Genomic DNA, 17,358 nt, shown 5'->3' on the forward strand with positions numbered 1-17,358 from the left:
GGATCAGTCCGTTCCGGTGGTCCCGGCCGGCCGGGACCACCTTGACATGATCGCCCATGCCCCGCAGGGCACGGCGGGGAGGGCGGGGTCAGTCGATCCCGACCGGCCAGGTGTGCACCGGCTCGCCCGCGAGCATCAGCGTCCGGTACCGCCGGGTCGTCGCCGCGAGGGCGGCCTCTCGGTCGAGGCCCGATTCGAGGGCCCGGTGGAAGGTGTCGGCCTGCCAGGAGGCGCCGTTGACCCGCCGCAGACAGCGCTGCTCGATCACGCCGAGGTAGAAGTCCCGGTCCGCCGGCTCGATGTGCCAGGCGTCGAGTCCGGCCGAGGCGAGCGGCAGCAGCTCGTCGAGGACGAGGCGTACGGCCGGGAGGGTCGCGATGCCGCCGGCGCGTCCCGAGCGGGGCCAGCGCAGATCCGCCTCTATGCCGTGGCGGCAGGCGGTGTCGAAGTTGGCCTCGGCGTCCTGGAAGGTCATCCGCTTCCACACCGGCCGGGGGTCGTCGGCGAGCGAGCGGACGAGCCCGTAGTAGAAGGCCGCGTTGGCGATCACGTCGGTGACGGTCGGCCCGGCGGGCAGCACCCGGTTCTCGACGCGCAGGTGCGGGACGCCGTCGACCCAGCCGTACACCGGCCTGTTCCAGCGGTAGACGGTGCCGTTGTGCAGGACCAACTCATGGAGGCGCGGCACCCCGCCCTCGTCGAGGACGAGCAGCGGGTCCTCGTCGTCGCAGAGCGGCAGCAGGGCGGGGAAGTAGCGGACGTTCTCCTCGAAGAGGTCGTACACGGAGTCCACCCACCGCTCCCCGAACCAGGTGCGCGGCCGTACCCCTTGGGACTGCAGCTCGGGCGGCCTGGTGTCGGTGGCCTGCATGAAGAGCGGCGGCCGGGACTCGCGCCACAGTTCGCGGCCGAAGACGAAGGGGGCGTTGGCGCCGAGCGCGATCTGGACGCCGGAGACGGCCTGGGCGGCGTTCCACACGGCGGCGAAGCGGGCGGGCGTCACCTGGAGGTGCAGCTGCACCGAGGTGCAGGCCGCCTCGGGCACGATCGACTCCGTGGTGCACAGCAGGCGTTCGACGCCGTGGATGTCGAGGGTGAAGTCCTCGCCGCGGGCGGCGAGGATCTGGTCGTTGAGCAGGGTGTAGCGGTCGTTGTCCGAGAGGTTCTCGGGGACCAGGTCGCTCTGCGCGAGCGTGGGCAGTATGCCGATCATGACGACGCCCGCGTCGAGTTCGGCCGCCTTGCGGTCGGCGTATCCGATGCCGGTTCCGATCTCTTCCGCGAGCCGGTCGAATACGCGCCCGTCGAGCTGGTGGGGCGCGATGTTCACTTCGAGGTTGAACATTCCGAGTTCCGTCTGGAAATCGGTGCTGGCGATCTTTTCTAGAACCGGGCCGTTCAGCATCCGGGGCAGCCCGTCGACGCCGGCGAGATTGAGTTCGATCTCCACGCCCATGAGATTGCGCGGCCGGTCGAACCTCTTCTCCGCGAGGAGTCGCGCGAGCCCCGCGAGACACTGCTGGAGCTTTCTCCGGTACTGCTGCCGGTCGGACGGGCCGAACCCGTCGGCCACGACCTTCTCCCCCATCGAAGCGTCCCTCCCCGAGTGGGCAGCCGCCACGACGGCCGCGCGTCACGGACGATGATGCCCACCCCGCTGATCGACAACGCCTGCGAATCCGGCCTGCCGGAAGATAGTCTGGACCGAGCGCTCCACCGGCACGTCCCGAGGACACGGAACGCATGACATATACCAATGTCATATTGTCCGGGGACCCCGGGTCGGAATTCAGCCGTCCACCTTCGCGGGGAATAAGCAGGTGGGAGCGGCGCCGTCCACGTGATTCCGCTTCAACTCCCCGTCATTAAGGCCTGATGACGCCTTGTCAGGAATATCCGCGAGGTCTAGCGGAAACACTGTGTGAACACGTGTCGTATAAACTCCGCGGACGAGGCAGAGTGTTGGCGCCCGGCCATGGCCCCATGGCCCCTCTCTGGCCCCGCCGCCGACAGCGCCGTCGTACCTGCCCACGCATCACCGTGTCTCCTGAGTGAGAGGCGACCCACCATGCTCCGACCCTCCCCGGCCCCCGTGCCGGCCCTCCGCAGTGTCCTCGCGGCCCTCGGCTCACCGACCGCCGTCCGCGAGCCGCGAACTCCCGCGCTGCGGGCCGCACAGGGACCGCTGAGCCCCGAACGCCCCCTGCCCGTGCACGTCCTCGACGTCACGGGGACACCGGGGCTCGCACCCCGCACCCGGCTCGCCGGCTGGCGCTTCCTGATCCGGAGCGGGGACCGGGCGATCGCCGCCGCGGACACCGTGCTCACCCCGGACGGCTGGGTCTTCTCCCACTTCTTCGAGGGGCCGTACGTCTCCGCCACGGAACGGGCCCTGCTCCAGGCCGAGGCCCTGCCCGTCACGTACCGGCCGAGGCTGCTCTCCGTACCCGAGCTCTACATGCTGACCCTCTGGCTGGACGCCGGCCCGGACACGGACGACGACGCCGACGCCCCGGCCGCCGACGATCTGATGGTGCCCCTGGCCCCCGCACCCCCGGGGATCGCGGCCCACCGCCCGTACCAGGTCGCCGATCTCCTGCCCGTCCTCACCACGCGCCTGGCGCCGCCGCCCCTCCTGGGCTCGCCGGCGCCCGCCTGATCCACCGCGCGCGTCGCCGCCCCGTGACCCGGCCGGGTCACGGGGCGCACTCCTGTCCGGGCCGTGCGCCCGAACGCGCCGTCCGAACGCCCCTCCCGTACGGACTAGCCCGCTCGGGCCACCCCGAACCACCCGAAGAGACGGTGCAGTTGACCTGAACCGCCCCTGCGGGTGATGCGTCTTCCCAGGAGAGGACGAGCTGTCGCGAAATACCTGCGGAAGACCGTCCGTGGGGCAAGACTGGGACCGGAACCGAACCGAACCGACGGGGGCGGCCATGAGCGCGCAGAGCCGCAGGACATCCACCACGACGCAGCGAAAGAACCCACCCATGTGCCAGCATCAGCCTGCCTGTCCCACCGCCGACTCCGCCGACCGTGAGGCGGCCCGACTGGTGGCACACCACCCGGAGCAGGGCTGGAGCCTGCTGTGCAACGGCGTCCTGCTCTTCGAGGACACCGGTGAACTGCTGCCGGACGGGCAGATCATCGCCCCGCACCGGCCGCTGACCGCGGGACAGGTGACGACCGCCGCCTGAAAGGGCGCCGGAGGACACCGTACGAGGGAAACGCCGAGGGCCGGCCCGGAGGAGATCCTCCGAACCGGCCCTCGGCCCGTGCTCAGTTGTCGTACTCGTCCAGCGGCGGGCAGGAGCAGACCAGGTTCCGGTCGCCGAAGGCGCCGTCGATGCGGCGCACCGGCGGCCAGTACTTGTCGGCGGCCGAGACACCGGCCGGGAAGACCGCCTCGTCGCGGGTGTACGGGTGGGTCCACTCGCCGCCCAGCGCGGCCGCGGTGTGCGGGGCGTTGTGCAGCGGGTTGTCGTCGGCGGGCCACTGGCCCGAGGCGACCTTCTCGATCTCGGCGCGGATCGCGATCATCGTGTCGCAGAAGCGGTCGAGCTCGACCAGGTCCTCGGACTCGGTCGGCTCGATCATCAGCGTGCCGGCGACCGGGAAGGACATCGTCGGGGCGTGGAAGCCGTAGTCGATGAGGCGCTTCGCGATGTCGTCGACGCTGACGCCGGTGGCCTTGGCCAGCGGACGGATGTCGACGATGCACTCGTGCGCGACCAGCCCGTTCGGACCGGTGTAGAGCACCGGGTAGTGCGGCTCCAGGCGCTTGGCGATGTAGTTCGCCGCGAGCACGGCGACCTGGGTGGCGCGCTTGAGGCCCTCGCCGCCCATGAGGCGCACGTACGACCAGGAGATCGGCAGGATGCCGGCGGAGCCCCACGGGGCGGCCGAGATCGGGCCGACGCCGGTCTCCGGGCCCGCGGTGGGCTGGAGCGGGTGGTTCGGCAGGTACGGGGCGAGGTGGGAGCGGACGCCGACCGGGCCGACGCCGGGGCCGCCGCCGCCGTGCGGGATGCAGAAGGTCTTGTGCAGGTTCAGGTGCGAGACGTCGCCGCCGAACTTGCCCGGCTTGGCCAGACCGACCAGCGCGTTGAGGTTGGCGCCGTCGACGTACACCTGACCGCCGGCCTCGTGGACCTCGGCGCAGATGTCGGCGACGTGCTCCTCGAACACACCGTGCGTGGACGGGTAGGTGATCATCAGCACGGCGAGCTCGTCGCGGTACTGGGCGATCTTGGCGCGCAGGTCCTCGACGTCGACCTCGCCGTCGTCGGCGGTCTTGACGACGACGACCTTCATGCCGGCCATCACCGCGGAGGCGGCGTTGGTGCCGTGCGCGGAGGACGGGATGAGGCAGACGGTGCGCTGCTCGTCGCCGTTGGCGCGGTGGTAGGCGCGCACGGCCAGGAGGCCGGCGAGCTCGCCCTGCGAGCCGGCGTTGGGCTGGATCGACACCTTGTCGTAGCCGGTGACCTCGGCGAGGCGCTCCTCCAGCTCGGTGATGAGCGTGACGTAGCCCTGGGCCTGCTCGACCGGGGCGAAGGGGTGGATCTGGCCGAACTCGGGCCAGGTCACCGGCTCCATCTCGGTGGTCGCGTTCAGCTTCATGGTGCAGGAGCCGAGCGGGATCATGCCGCGGTCCAGCGCGTAGTCGCGGTCCGCGAGCTTGCGCAGGTAGCGCAGCATCGAGGTCTCGGAGCGGTGCGCGTGGAAGACCGGGTGGGTCAGGTACGCGTCGGAGCGCAGCAGACCGGCGGGGAAGGTGTCCTCGATGGCGGCGTCCAGGGCCGCCACGTCGGCGGTGACGCCGAAGGCGCCCCAGACGGCGGCGAGCTGCGCGCGGGTGGTGGTCTCGTCGCAGGAGACGTAGACCAGGTCGGCGTCGGCGCGGTAGAGGTTCACGCCGGCCTCGCGGGCGGCGGCGACGACCTCGTCGGCCTTGCCGGGCACACGGACGGCGAGCGTGTCGAAGTACGAGCCGTGCACGACCTCGACGCCACCGGCGGTGAGACCCGCGGCGAGGATGGCCGCGTAGCGGTGGGTGCGCGCGGCGATCTGCTTCAGACCGTCCGGGCCGTGGTAGACGGCGTACATGCCGGCCATGACGGCGAGGAGCACCTGGGCCGTACAGATGTTGCTGGTGGCCTTCTCGCGGCGGATGTGCTGCTCGCGGGTCTGCAGGGTCAGGCGGTAGGCCTTGTTGCCGTCGGCGTCGACGGAGACACCGACCAGACGGCCGGGCATCGAGCGGACGTGCTTGTCCTGGACCGCCATGTAGCCGGCGTGCGGGCCGCCGAAGCCCATGGGGACGCCGAAGCGCTGCGTGGTGCCGACGGCGATGTCGGCGCCCAGCTCGCCCGGCGAGGTGAGCAGGGTGAGCGCGAGCAGGTCGGCGGCGACGGTGACGATCGCGCCGAGCTCGTGCGCGGCGTCGATCAGCGGCTTGATGTCGCGGACGGCACCGGAGGCGCCCGGGTACTGGAGGAGCACACCGAAGACACCGCGCTCGGCGACCTCGGCGGGGATGCCCTCGCTCAGGTCGGCGACGACGACCTCGACACCGGTCGGCTCGGCGCGGGTCTCGATGACCGCGATGGTCTGCGGCAGGGCGTCGGCGTCGATGAGGTAGACGCCGTTCTTGACCTTGCCGATGCGGCGGGACAGCGCCATGGCCTCGGCGGCGGCGGTGCCCTCGTCGAGGAGGGAGGAGCCGGCGGTGGGCAGACCGGTCAGGTCGGCGACCATGGTCTGGAAGTTCAGCAGGGCCTCCAGGCGGCCCTGGGAGATCTCCGGCTGGTACGGCGTGTAGGCCGTGTACCAGGCGGGGTTCTCCATGACGTTGCGGAGGATCACCGGCGGGGTGAAGGTGCCGTAGTAGCCGAGGCCGATCATCGGGGCGAGGACCTGGTTGCGGTCGGCGAGCGTGCGCAGCTCGGCGAGGACCTCGGCCTCGGTGCGCGCGGCCGGCAGGCCCAGCGCCTCGGCGTTCTTGATGACGTCCGGCACCGCGGCGGCCGTGAGCTCGTCGAGCGAGCCGTAACCGACCTGGGCGAGCATCTTGGCCCGCGCCTCGGCGTCGGGCCCGATGTGCCGCTGCTCGAACGGGATGCCCTGTTCGAGCTCGGAGAGCGGAGTGCGGTTGGCGGTCATGTACGGAGGCCTCCTGGTCGTCACGACCTGCGAGGGGCACCACGGCGCGGGTACCCGGACGGCCTCCCCCTCTGTCATCTCAACCTGAGAGTTTCACCGGCACGCCTCGCGGCCCGCCGGCTTTCACCGTCGGTGAGAGCGAAATGCCGTCGGACATCCGCTCTGCTTTCCAGAGTGACCTCGTCCGCGCGGTACAGGGGCCTGAGAGATTCCGGGGAGGATTTGCTCCTTCGGCGCCCACCGGAAGGTTTCTCCGGGGGACTCTCCCGCACAGGGTCGACAGCCACAACCAGCCTACCAGCGCGGTTGCGGCTTCCATCGCTCAAGTGGCCGACATCCCAGTTGTGCACTTTCGTAGGGGTGTAGAGCAGTTGCGACCAGTTGGAGGGACCGTGCAGACCGATATCGATCCGCGCAGCCTGATAGGCCGCAAGGCGTTCGACCGTAACGGGCACAAGATCGGAACCGTGGACGAGGTGTACCTGGACGACGCGACCGGCATCCCCGAATGGGCCGCCGTCCGCACGGGCCTGTTCAGCCGGGACGCCTTCGTCCCCCTGGAGCCGAGCACCCTGCTCGACGACGGCCTCCACATCCCGTACGAGAGGGCCCTCATCAAGGACGCCCCCGACTTCGGCGTGGGCCGCCACCTCTCGCCCGAACAGGAACTCCAGCTCTACCGCCACTACAGCCTCGCCCTCCCGCCCTCGCCCGTGGACACTCCGGACAGGGACTTCGGCCGTCTGGCGGGCCAGGACGGCGCCTGAGGGCCCCGGACGAGCAGCCACCGGAAGACCCGCACCGCACAGCCGGTGCGGGTCACGCCGCCGCGTCCCCCCGGACCAGCGGCAACGGCTCGGAGGGCTCCAGGTCCGGATCGTCCACGGAGAAGGTCCGCACCCGCCCCGGCCCGGACCACGGCTCCTCGAACCGCACCGTGACCCGCCCGACCCCGCTCCCCTGCACCCACCCGGCCCCGTGGACCGCGTGCCGCACGTCCCGCCCGGGGGCCCAGCCCCGCTCGGCGCTCTCCGTCGCGGTGGAAGGGATGGAAGGAGCGGCCTCCCGGGCCTCCACCGGCGCGACCTCCTCCGCCGGCCGCTCCGAGGCCTCCGCCTGGGCGAACAGATCCTCCTGCGTGTAGTCCGCGAGCCCGCTCACCCCCACCCCGAGGAGCCGCACGCCCCCCGTCGTGTCCACCGCCTCCAGGAGCCGCCCCGCCGCCTCCCGTACGACCGCCGGATCGTCCGTGGGCCCCCGCAGCGTCTCGGACCGGGTCAGCGTCGAGAAGTCGTACCGCCGCACCTTCAGGACGATGGTCCGCCCCGAGTGCCCCGAGGCCCTCAACCGCCCCACGCACCGCTCCGCGAGCCGTTCCACCTCGGTCCGGATCCGTACCCGGTCGTGGATGTCCGCGTCGAAGGTGTCCTCGACGGACACGGACTTGGCGTCCCGCTCGGCCACCACGGGCCGGTCGTCGTACCCCTGGGCCATCCTGTACAGCGAGGCCCCGTGCGCCCGCCCCAGGAGCCGTACGAGCTCGTCCTCGCCCGCCTCCACGAGATCGGAGACGGTCGTCATCCCGGCGCGCCGCAGGTGCTCCCCGGTGGCAGGACCGACCCCGGGCAGGATCCGTACCGACCGGGGCCCGAGCAGCTCCCGCTCGGTCCCGGGATCGATCAGGACGAGCCCGTCCGGTTTGGCCTCCTCGGAGGCGATCTTCGCGATCATCTTGGACCCGGCGAGCCCCACGGACCCGGTGAGCCCGGTCGTCGCGAGGATGTCCACCCGCAGCCGCTCCCCCACGGCCCGGGCGCTCGCGCTGTCGTCGGCGACACCGCCCGCTTCGAGGTCGACGAAGGCCTCGTCGAGGCTGAGCGGCTCCACGAGCGGGGAGAGGCGCCGGAGCAGCTCCATGACCTGGTCGCTGATCGAGCGGTAGAAGGCGAAGCGCGGCACGAGATAGGCGGCGTTCGGCGCGAGCCGTCGCGCCTGGCCCATCGGCATGGCCGAGTGCACCCCGAAGCGACGGGCCTCGTAGGAGGCGGTGGCGACCACGCCGCGCGGCCCGAGACCGCCGACGACCACGGGCTTTCCGCGCAGGCTGGGCTTCGACGCCTGCTCGGCGGCGGCGAAGAAGGCATCCATGTCGAGGTGCAGGATCGTGGGCGCGGCTCTCACACGTCCGATGCTGCCTCACGCCACTGACAACGCCCCCGCGGAACGCCCGGGAACCCCGGGACGAACCCCGACAGAGGATCTCAGACCGCCTTGTCGCGCCGCCGCCGCGCCAGCTCGTCGCCCGGGTTGTGCCCGATCAGCGTCTCGCCGGTGTCGACCCGCTCCCCGTGGAGCTGGGACAGCGCGGCCTCGACGTCGCGCCAGACGACCCCGACGGCGATGCCGAAGACGCCCTGCCCGCCCTGCAGGAGGTCGACGACCTCGTCGGGCGAGGAGCACTCGTAGACCGTGGCCCCGTCGCTCATGAGCGTCATCCGCTCCAGGTCCCGGAAGCCCCGGGCGCGCAGGTGCTGCACGGCGGCGCGGATGTTCTGCAGGGCCACCCCGGTGTCGAGGAAGCGCTTGACGATCTTCAGTACGACGACGTCGCGGAAGCTGTAGAGCCGCTGTGTCCCCGACCCGTACGCGGGCCGCACGCTCGGCTCCACGAGTCCGGTGCGTGCCCAGTAGTCCAGCTGGCGATAGGTGATCCCGGCAGCCGCGCAGGCCGTCGGTCCGCGGTAGCCGATCGCCGCGTCGGCACCGGTGTCCGTCCCGAAGTCGCCCACACTGCCGTGAAGCGGATACGGAACGCTCTCCCCGGACACACGTCCGAGCGAGCTCCCTGCCGTACCGTCCGCGCTGCTCATCACGCCGACCCTCCGTCCTTGACCTGCCCACACGAAGGTAGGCAGTCACCCGGGGTGCGTCAACGATCGCCACACTCGGCACGCCGAGTGATAATCACCCTGAGAGTGGTTTCGCGTACCCCACTCCGGGGAAAGGCTACTCGAATGCTCTGACGGCACCCCGCGGACGACCTCCGGCCGCACCGCTCCATCTCACTGACTGCTGCTTCCGAAGTCCTCCGGTGAGATCTGGTCGAGGAACTCGCGGAACTTCTCCACCTCGTCCTCCTGCTCGTCCGGAATCGCGATACCGGCGTCGTCCAGCACACCGTCGCTGCCGAAGATCGGCGTCCCGGTCCGCAGTGCCAGCGCTATCGCGTCCGACGGCCGCGCGCTCACCTCGACGCCGCTGGCGAAGACCAGCTCGGCGTAGAAGACCCCGTCACGAAGATCCGTGATGCGGACCTCGGTGAGCTCCTGTCCCACGGCCTCCAGCACGTCCTTGAACAGGTCGTGCGTCAGCGGCCGCGGCGGCGCCATCCCCTGCTGGGCGAAGGCGATCGCGGTCGCCTCCCCCGGTCCGATCCAGATGGGGAGGTACCGATCGCCTCCCACTTCACGCAGGAGCACGATCGGCTGGTTGGAGGGCATTTCCACCCGGACACCCACAACGTCGAGCTCGTTCACACAGCAACCCTAGGACGTGCCCGACCGGTTTGGATAGTCGGGCCCCTCCCGGGCCCCTCAGCGGGTCACTGGAGCCGGATCCCCAGAGCGGTCTGGACCAGGGCCGCGTGCAGCCGCACCGACTGTGCGGCAAGCTCCTGCGCGGTGGCCTCCGCATGGGCTCTGGTCTGCGGGTTACGGTGCCGGCGCAGCGGCGCGACCACCTGCTCGATCAGCCCGGCCTCCCGGTCGGCGGCCGCCTTGACGGCCCGCAGGTGCCGGGGTTCCAGACCGAATCTCCCCAGATCCGCGACAAGTCTGGCGACGGTGACGGCCTCGGCCTCGTAGCCGCCGCCCTCCGCCTCGGCGATCAGACCGTACGACTCCCACTCGGCGAGCTCGGTCTCGGTCACCTCGGCGGCGGCGATCAGCTCGGCCCGCCCGAGCCGCGCGACGGTCGGCGACTCCGCCTCGTCCTGCTCCCAGGGCCCTTCGAGCAGGTCCCGCCGGCGGCCGGGCGCCGGCAGCTTGACCTGCTCGCCCCGCGCGAGGGCGTCGAGGTGCTCGCGGATGACCTTCAGCGGAAGGTAGTGGTCCCGCTGCATCCGCAGGATGCGGGCGAGCCGCTCCACGTCCTCCGGGCTGAACTTCCGGTATCCGGAGGCCGTCCGACGCGGCTCGACGAGCCCCTCGGCCTCCAGGAACCGGATCTTGGAGATCGTCACTTCGGGAAACTCGTCGCGCAGCTGGTTCAGCACCGTGCCGATGCTGACCAGCCGTTCGCCCGCGGTGGCGGTGCCGGATCCGGCACCGCCCGTCGGTGTTCGCAGCATGGACCTTCCCTGAAGGGGCTTCCCCGAGGCGTCACACGCCTCGCTGGTTCGAGTAGAAGACCAGCCGGTACTTGCCGATCTGCACCTCGTCGCCGTTGGACAGGACGACCGAGTCGATCGGCTCACGGTTGACGTACGTGCCGTTGAGGCTGCCGACGTCGGCGACGGTGAAGCTGCCGTCCTGCGCCCGGCGGAACTCGACATGACGCCGGGAGACGGTGAAGTCGTCCAGGAAGATGTCGCTCTGCGGGTGCCGGCCGGCCGTCGTCAGCTCGCCGTCGAGCAGGAACCGGCTGCCCGAGTTCGGCCCGCGGCGCACCACGAGGAGCGCGGAACCCGGAGGCAGCGCCTCCACGGCCGCGAGCGCCTCGGGAGACAGCGACGGGAGGGCGGTCTGACCGGTGACCTCCGCGTCGTACGCCTCGAGACCCGAGATGGAGATCGTCGACGTCGTCTCCGACGCGCGCTCGGGAGCGACCCCGCCCCGCAGCGGCGTGCCGCAGTGGGAGCAGAAGCGGCTGTCCGCCGTGTTGCGGTGACCGCACCTCATACACACCGGCATGGACGCATCCTCCTGCCGCGGCTGCCCCGCGGAGGTCTGTGTCGCGTACGGGTCGGACGCAAACCCTCCACCCGTACTTGAGGTTGATGGTTCTCCGAAACCTATGCGGGCGGCACCGGCGGGGTCAACAGAAGACGCGCCCTGTGTGCCCGGAATGTCACCACCCCGGCCGTCGACCTCGTCGCGGAAGAGGGGGCGCTCGCCGCCCTGCTCCTCGCTCTGGACGTGGCGCGGCGCGGCGTGCCTGGCGTTGCCGCTGTCCTCACGTCCGCTCTTGCCGAACAACTTCGCAAAAAAACTCACGGGCGATTCCCCTTGACCGAAACAGACCCGCCCGTGGGGCAGGACGAACCGAAATCCTTCACACCTGCCGACCCGGACACTTTCACAACGTCCGTATCCCCCGGACAGTTTCCACCACGCACCACCGTTGTGGTGCGCCGACCCCCCGCAACGCCGTGCGCTTGTCGCGGGACCCCCCTCGTCCCCCTCTCACTGGGAGGACGACTGAGCGTAGTCAGGCCGCTTCGCGGGTCGCAAGGCGTCGACGACGATCTTCGCCGACCGCTCCACCGTGGCTGTGGCCTGCTCCTTCTCCAGGGTCTGCACGACACCGCCGGGGATGTTGAGCGCGGGCTCGAGATCCTCCGGCTTGCCGATGACCTTGAAGACGTACGGAGCGGCCACCTTCGTTCCATCGATCCGCATGTCATCACCGCTACCGGTGAAATAACTGTCCGCCACCACCCGGACACCGTTCACCTGGATCGCCTCGGCACCCGCCGCGCGCAGCTCCTGGATGGCGTCGAGCAGCATGTCCGACTCCACCGCACCGGTGGGATCCCCCACGGTGAGGGTGATACCGGGCCCCTCGGCGGCGACGGTGCCGGCCAGGATGCCGAGCTGCCGCTCCTTCTCCTGGGTCTGCTTGCGCGCCTCCTCGGCCTGGTCCGAGCTGGACTCCAGCTCGGACTGCTGCTTCTCCAGGCGCGTCTTCTCGTCCTCGAGGCGCTGGGTGCGGTCGTCGAGTTCGTCGAGGATCCGCACGAGGTCCTCCTGGCGGGCCCCGCGCAGCGCGCTGTTCTCGCTCGTCGAGGAGACCTGGATGGCCAGACCGAGCCCGAGGACGAACAGCAGGAGGGCGACGACGAGTTGGGCCCGGGTCACCCGCGGCGGCCACAGCGCGGCGGCGAGCCTGCGCCGCCCGCTCGGCTCGGCTGCGGGCGAAGCGGCTGCGGCAGGCGGCCCGGCCGTGACCGGCGCCTCGGGCGCTTCGGGCACGCCGGGTGCTTCGGGCACGCGGACGTCCTCGCCCCGCGGCTCGGGCTTCCCTGCCTCGGACTTCCCGGCCTCGGAGGTCCCGGGCGTCGAGGGGGTCGCGGACGTCTCGCCCTCGGGCCTCTCGGGCCGCTCGGGCTGCTCCGGCTTCTCGGACTTCTGGGGGTCCTCGGAGTTCTGAGGGTTCTCGCTCATCGGCCTCACGCCCTGAAGACGTGACGCCGGATGGCGGCCGCGTTGGAGAAGATGCGGATGCCGAGCACGACGACCACACCGGTCGACAGCTGCGCGCCGACGCCCAGCTTGTCGCCGAGGAAGACGATCAGCGCGGCCACGACCACGTTGGAGAGGAACGAGACCACGAAGACCTTGTCGACGAAGATCCCGTCGAGCATGGCCCGCAGACCACCGAAGACCGCGTCGAGGGCGGCGACCACGGCGATCGGAAGATAGGGCTCGACCACCGCCGGAACCTCGGGGCGGACCAACAGTCCGACCACGACTCCGACGATCAGGCCCAGTACGGCGATCACGATGTGCCCTTCCCTGTGTCGGCCGTGGCCCGACCGGACGGCGTCGCCGCCCCGGCCCCCCTCGGCTCTGCGGTACGTACGGTCAGGCTCGGCGCGGCCGGCAGGCTCACATCGCCCTCGGCCGAGATCCTGCTCCTGATCCCGAAGTTCTCCACCAGCGCGTGCAGGTACTGCCCGTCGGCGCTGTCCTGGAACGCGGTGCTCAGCCGCTGTCCGTTCCCGACGGCGAGAACGGTGTACGGCGGCACCAGCGGCTTGTTGTCGACGAGTATCGCGTCACCGGCGGCGCGGATCGCGGACAGCGACGTCAGCCGCTGCCCGTTGATCGCGACCGCCTCGGCGCCCGACTCCCACAGCCCGTTGATCACCCGCTGCAGGTCCCGGTCGCGGACCCGGCCGGTGTCGGAGAAGCCGGTGGTCTCCCTCGGCCCGCCGCCACCGGTGTCGGTGCCCTTGGCGTCGTCGACGACGAGCTTCACACCGGGGCCGTGCACGGGCGTCGCGCCCGAGAGGAGCGCCACGAGCTCGGCCTGGTCCCCGCCGTGCTGCTGAAGGGCCTGGCGCTGGCGCTCCCCGACCTCGGTCCGGATCCGCTCGACGTCCGCCTCCAGCTGGTCGGCGGTCGACGTCTCCTTGTCGATGCGGTCGATCAGGTCCTGCCGCTCCTTGGCGACGACCGGCGCGGAGATCCGCGCCTCGGCCGCCCCCACGGTCACCACGACGGCGGCGAGCAGGAGGCCCGCGGCGACACCCAGCTTGGCCCGCAGGTTACGGGGCATCCCGCCGCCCTCGGCCACGCGCCGGGCCGTCGCCTCGGCGTAGCCGTCGTCGAGCGCGTGGTCGATCACGTTGTTCAGCAGCGACATCGACGCGTCCGGACGCGGGGGCGGTGATCCGGTGCTCCGAACGGGGGGCTGCTGCGACATGCCGCACATCGTCGCACGTCGCACGGCCTACCGCCGAATGGCCCCCACGTACGGCCGGGAGGCGCCCCTCGGACGCCTCCCGGCCGAACCCGCTCGAACCGTCAGCGACCTGCGCTGTCGACCACCTCGGCCCACTCCTCGAGCAGGGCCTGCGCGGAGGCGTCGTCGGGCCCCTCCGCCCACAGATGGGTGACGGCCTCGGCGGGGTCGGGCAGCACCATCACCCACCGCCCGTCGGCCTCGACGACCCGGACGCCGTCGGTGGTGTCCACGGAACGGTTGCCCGCCGCCTCCACCACCCGGCGCATCACCAGACCCTTCACGGCCCACGGGGTCGCGATGTCCTTCTTCAGGACGTGCGCCCGCGGGATCCGGGCGTCGATCTGGCTCAGCGTGAGCTGTGTCCGCGCCACGAGACCGATCAGCCGCACGAAGGCCGCGGCCCCGTCAAAGACGCTGCTGAACTCGGGCACGATGAACCCGCCGCGCCCGTCCCCGCCGAAGATCGTCGACTCCTCACGTCCGACCCTCGTGAGGTCGTCGGGCGAGGTGGTCGTCCACTCGACCTGGGTGCCGTGGTACGCGGCGACCTGCTCGGCGATCCGCGTCGTGGTCACCGGCAGCGCGACCCGCCCGGACCGCCGCTCGGCGGCCACCAGATCGAGCAGGACCAGGAGCGCCCGGTCGTCCTCGATGATCCTCCCCCGCTCGTCCACGAGCGAGAGCCGCTCGCCGACGGGGTCGAACCTCACCCCGAACGCGGCCCGCGCCGAGGCCACGATCTCCCCGAGCCGTACGAGCCCGGCCCGCCGGCTCTCGGCCGACTCGGTGGGACGGGACTCGTCGAGGCCGGGGTTGATCGTCAGCGAGTCGACCTGGAGCCGCCCGAGCAGACTGGGCAGGACGAGCCCGGCACTGCCGTTGGAGGCGTCCACGACGACCTTCAGCCCCGCCTCGGCGATCCCTGTGGTGTCGACGTTCCGCAGCAGCGACCCGGTGTACGAGTCGAAGACGCTCGCCGGGAACGACAGGTCGCCGATCTCCCCGGGGAACGCCCGCCGGTACTCCTGGCGCGCGAACACCCGGTCGAGCTTCCGCTGCCCGGCCTGCGAGAGGTCCGCCCCGCGTTCGTCGAAGAACATGATGTCGACGGAATCGGGCACCCCGGGCGAGGTCCGCACCATGATCCCGCCGGCGCTTCCCCGCGCGGTCTGCTGCCGCGCCACCGGCAGCGGTACGTTCTCCAGGTCCCGTACGTCGATGGCGCTGGCCTGCAGCGCGGAGATCACCGCCCGCTTCAGCGCCCGGGCGCCTCGGGAGTGGTCGCGCGCGGTGGTGACGGTCGCCCCCTTCTTCAGGGTCGTGGCGTACGCCCCCGCCAGCCGGACGGCCAGCTCGGGGGTGATCTCCACGTTCAGGATCCCGGAGACGCCGCGCGCCCCGAAGAGATGGGCCTGGCCCCGGGACTCCCAGATGACGGAGGTGTTGACGAAGGCGCCGGCCTCGATCGTCTTGAAGGGGTAGACGCGCACGTTCCCCTGCACGATCGATTCTTCGCCGACGAGGCACTCGTCCCCGATGACGGCGCCGTCCTCGATCCGGGCGGCCCGCATGATGTCGGTGTTCTTCCCGATCACGCAGCCGCGCAGATTGCTCTGCTGCCCGATGTACACGTTGTCGTGGACGACCGCCTTGTGCAGGAAGGCACCGGTCTTCACGACCACGTTCGAGCCGATGACGGTGTGCTCCCGGATCTCGGCGTCCGCCTCGACCTTGGCGTAGTCGCCGATGTAGAGCGGCCCGCGGAGCACGGCGTCGGGGTGCACCTCGGCACCTTCCGCGACCCACACCCCGGGCGAGATCTCGAAGCCGTCGATGTCGACCTGGACCTTGCCCTCCAGGACGTCCGCCTGGGCCTTCACGTAGCTCTCGTGGGTGCCGACGTCCTCCCAGTAGCCCTCGGCGACATAGCCGTAGATCGGCTTGCCCTCCTTCATGAGCTGCGGGAAGACGTCACCCGACCAGTCGACCGGCACATCCGCCTGGACGTAGTCGAAGACCTCCGGCTCCATCACGTAGATGCCCGTGTTGACGGTGTCCGAGAAGACCTGGCCCCAGGTGGGTTTCTCCAGGAAGCGCTCGACCTTGCCCTCTTCGTCGACGATCGTGATGCCGAATTCCAGTGGATTGGGCACCCGGGTCAGACAGACCGTGACGAGGGCGCCCTTCTCCTTGTGGAAGGCGATGAGATCACTGAGGTCGAAATCGGTGAGCGCGTCGCCCGAGATGACGAGAAAAGCGTCGTCCTTCAACGCTTCCTCGGCGTTCTTCACACTTCCCGCTGTACCGAGTGGCTTTTCCTCGTTGGCATACGTGAGCTCCATACCGAGCTCTTCTCCGTCGCCGAAGTAGTTCCTGACGAGAGAGGCGAGAAACTGCACGGTGACGACGGTCTCGTTGAGACCGTGCCTCTTGAGCAGTCGCAGGACGTGCTCCATGATCGGCCGGTTCACCACCGGCAGAAGAGGCTTGGGCATGCTCGAGGTCATGGGGCGAAGGCGGGTTCCTTCGCCACCGGCCATCACGACGGCCTTCATGTCGGAAGCGTCCTCCTTGAAGAGACGACGGTCCTGCCGACTTCACCTGTCCGTTCAGGGGCCCTCGGACGTCCTTGTTGTTGCCGGCGACGCTGCTCGACACAGGACAGACGGGCTCAATCGGCCGCGGTATCCGCCTTCACGAGTCGACGGACCTGGACCACGTAGAGGATCCCTGCCCACCAATACAGAGTTGTACCCCATCCGGCGAAGGCCCACCCGAAAACTTCAGCGAGTGACGAGAGCCAGCCCGTTCCGTCACTGAGAAGCAGCAACGGGAACGCGTACATCAGGTTGAAAGTCGCAGCTTTCCCGAGGAAGTTCACCTGCGGCGGCGGGTAGCCGTGTCGGCGGAGGATTCCCACCATCACGAGCAACATCAACTCACGGGCGAAAAGGGCGGCGGTCAGCCAGAGCGGCAGGATCTCGCGCCAGGTGAGCCCGATGAGCGTGGAAACGATGTAGAGCCGGTCGGCGGCGGGGTCGAGGAGCCGGCCGAGGTTGCTGATCTGGTTCCAGCGCCGGGCGAGCTTCCCGTCGAGATAGTCGCTGACGCCGCTGAGCATCAGCACGAGCAGGGCCCAGCCATCGCTGTTGGGACCGCCGAACACAGGCCGGAGGATCAGCCACAGGAAGAGCGGCACGCCTACGAGGCGAGCCATGCTCAGGATATTGGGGATGGTGAGGACCCGGTCGGTCTGAACGCGAGTCTCCTGGACCTCCACCCGGGGGCCTCCTGCTGGGAACGTACGGACGATGCCCCCTGACCTTACCCTCAGCCACGACCCAGCCGAGCACAGGGGGCGCCGCCGGCGCCGGAACGCAAAAATGCCTCAACCCCCGGACAGAGTCCGGGGGTTGAGGCTAAAAATTGTTCGGCGGCGTCCTACTCTCCCACAGGGTCCCCCCTGCAGTACCATCGGCGCTGAAAGGCTTAGCTTCCGGGTTC

General features: G+C 70.4%; 15 protein-coding genes, 1 rRNA gene and 1 riboswitch. Of the genes, 3 read left to right on the forward strand and 13 right to left on the reverse strand.

The annotated features are described in order from the left end of the window. Positions 1–88: 88 nt before the first annotated feature. Positions 89–1,588: a glutamate-cysteine ligase family protein gene (locus tag GGE06_RS40855; protein WP_184933203.1), complete on the reverse strand. Its 1,500-nt coding sequence runs from the start codon at positions 1,586–1,588 to the stop codon at positions 89–91. A 480-nt stretch (positions 1,589–2,068) separates the two neighbouring features. Between GGE06_RS40855 and GGE06_RS40860 the strand changes: the two genes are divergently transcribed. Together GGE06_RS40860 and GGE06_RS40865 are read left to right on the forward strand one after the other, a co-directional pair. Next, positions 2,069–2,659 (forward strand): hypothetical protein, encoded by a 591-nt coding sequence (locus tag GGE06_RS40860; protein ID WP_116162113.1) that lies wholly within the window; start codon positions 2,069–2,071, stop codon positions 2,657–2,659. Between the two features lie 331 nt (positions 2,660–2,990). Beyond that, positions 2,991–3,197, forward strand: a complete 207-nt coding sequence (locus GGE06_RS40865) for a DUF5999 family protein (RefSeq protein WP_116162112.1) — start codon at positions 2,991–2,993, stop codon at positions 3,195–3,197. Positions 3,198–3,279: 82 nt separating this feature from the next. Here GGE06_RS40865 and gcvP read toward each other — a convergent pair whose 3' ends face one another. Further along, positions 3,280–6,165, reverse strand: a complete 2,886-nt coding sequence (gene gcvP, locus GGE06_RS40870; RefSeq protein WP_184933204.1) for an aminomethyl-transferring glycine dehydrogenase — start codon at positions 6,163–6,165, stop codon at positions 3,280–3,282. Positions 6,166–6,344: 179 nt separating this feature from the next. Then, a riboswitch (glycine riboswitch) is annotated at positions 6,345–6,444 on the reverse strand. Between the two features lie 113 nt (positions 6,445–6,557). Here gcvP and GGE06_RS40875 point away from each other — a divergent pair. After that, positions 6,558–6,932: a PRC-barrel domain-containing protein gene (locus tag GGE06_RS40875; RefSeq protein WP_184933205.1), complete on the forward strand. Its 375-nt coding sequence runs from the start codon at positions 6,558–6,560 to the stop codon at positions 6,930–6,932. A 52-nt stretch (positions 6,933–6,984) separates the two neighbouring features. Here the strand turns inward: GGE06_RS40875 and GGE06_RS40880 are convergent, their stop codons facing one another. The 11 genes from GGE06_RS40880 to rrf all read right to left on the reverse strand — a co-directional run. Further along, complete coding sequence (locus tag GGE06_RS40880; RefSeq protein ID WP_184933206.1) at positions 6,985–8,346, reverse strand: DNA polymerase IV; 1,362 nt, start codon at positions 8,344–8,346, stop codon at positions 6,985–6,987. 80 nt (positions 8,347–8,426) lie between these two features. Further along, positions 8,427–9,035, reverse strand: coding sequence for a MerR family transcriptional regulator (locus tag GGE06_RS40885; protein WP_181924689.1), 609 nt, complete (start codon positions 9,033–9,035; stop codon positions 8,427–8,429). A 192-nt stretch (positions 9,036–9,227) separates the two neighbouring features. Next, positions 9,228–9,701 (reverse strand): bifunctional nuclease family protein, encoded by a 474-nt coding sequence (locus GGE06_RS40890; protein ID WP_030686418.1) that lies wholly within the window; start codon positions 9,699–9,701, stop codon positions 9,228–9,230. Between the two features lie 65 nt (positions 9,702–9,766). Then, complete coding sequence (gene ftsR / locus GGE06_RS40895) at positions 9,767–10,513, reverse strand: transcriptional regulator FtsR (RefSeq protein ID WP_116162108.1); 747 nt, start codon at positions 10,511–10,513, stop codon at positions 9,767–9,769. Positions 10,514–10,544: 31 nt separating this feature from the next. Beyond that, the gene (locus GGE06_RS40900) at positions 10,545–11,486 is read right to left on the reverse strand and encodes an FHA domain-containing protein (RefSeq protein ID WP_181924903.1); all 942 of its coding nucleotides are present in this window, start codon (positions 11,484–11,486) and stop codon (positions 10,545–10,547) included. A gap of 81 nt (positions 11,487–11,567) precedes the next feature. Next, positions 11,568–12,548: a DUF881 domain-containing protein gene (locus GGE06_RS40905; protein WP_221519063.1), complete on the reverse strand. Its 981-nt coding sequence runs from the start codon at positions 12,546–12,548 to the stop codon at positions 11,568–11,570. Positions 12,549–12,553: 5 nt separating this feature from the next. Further along, on the reverse strand, positions 12,554–12,886 hold the full coding sequence (locus tag GGE06_RS40910; RefSeq protein WP_015032176.1) for a small basic family protein: 333 nt from the start codon (positions 12,884–12,886) through the stop codon (positions 12,554–12,556). Continuing rightward, positions 12,883–13,812: a DUF881 domain-containing protein gene (locus tag GGE06_RS40915; protein ID WP_184933207.1), complete on the reverse strand. Its 930-nt coding sequence runs from the start codon at positions 13,810–13,812 to the stop codon at positions 12,883–12,885. The genes GGE06_RS40910 and GGE06_RS40915 overlap by 4 nt, the downstream gene beginning before the upstream one ends. A 101-nt stretch (positions 13,813–13,913) precedes the next feature. Continuing rightward, positions 13,914–16,409, reverse strand: coding sequence for a mannose-1-phosphate guanyltransferase (locus GGE06_RS40920; protein WP_116162105.1), 2,496 nt, complete (start codon positions 16,407–16,409; stop codon positions 13,914–13,916). A 116-nt stretch (positions 16,410–16,525) separates the two neighbouring features. After that, positions 16,526–17,134: a cardiolipin synthase ClsA gene (gene clsA / locus GGE06_RS40925; protein WP_116162104.1), complete on the reverse strand. Its 609-nt coding sequence runs from the start codon at positions 17,132–17,134 to the stop codon at positions 16,526–16,528. A gap of 148 nt (positions 17,135–17,282) precedes the next feature. Beyond that, positions 17,283–17,358: ribosomal RNA gene (gene rrf, locus GGE06_RS40930) — 5S ribosomal RNA — on the reverse strand; the annotation flags it as partial.

It is taken from the genome of Streptomyces nymphaeiformis (assembly GCF_014203895.1).
Lineage (GTDB): Bacteria > Actinomycetota > Actinomycetes > Streptomycetales > Streptomycetaceae > Streptomyces > Streptomyces nymphaeiformis.

Coding starts and splice junctions, on each gene's coding strand:
- GGE06_RS40855 (WP_184933203.1), bottom strand. CDS start 1,588: ATGGGGGAGAAGGTCGTGGCCGACGGGTTCGGCCCGTCCGACCGGCAG.
- GGE06_RS40860 (WP_116162113.1), top strand. CDS start 2,069: ATGCTCCGACCCTCCCCGGCCCCCGTGCCGGCCCTCCGCAGTGTCCTC.
- GGE06_RS40865 (WP_116162112.1), top strand. CDS start 2,991: ATGTGCCAGCATCAGCCTGCCTGTCCCACCGCCGACTCCGCCGACCGT.
- gcvP (WP_184933204.1), bottom strand. CDS start 6,165: ATGACCGCCAACCGCACTCCGCTCTCCGAGCTCGAACAGGGCATCCCG.
- GGE06_RS40885 (WP_181924689.1), bottom strand. CDS start 9,035: ATGAGCAGCGCGGACGGTACGGCAGGGAGCTCGCTCGGACGTGTGTCC.
- ftsR (WP_116162108.1), bottom strand. CDS start 10,513: ATGCTGCGAACACCGACGGGCGGTGCCGGATCCGGCACCGCCACCGCG.
- GGE06_RS40905 (WP_221519063.1), bottom strand. CDS start 12,548: ATGAGCGAGAACCCTCAGAACTCCGAGGACCCCCAGAAGTCCGAGAAG.
- GGE06_RS40915 (WP_184933207.1), bottom strand. CDS start 13,812: ATGTCGCAGCAGCCCCCCGTTCGGAGCACCGGATCACCGCCCCCGCGT.
- GGE06_RS40920 (WP_116162105.1), bottom strand. CDS start 16,409: ATGAAGGCCGTCGTGATGGCCGGTGGCGAAGGAACCCGCCTTCGCCCC.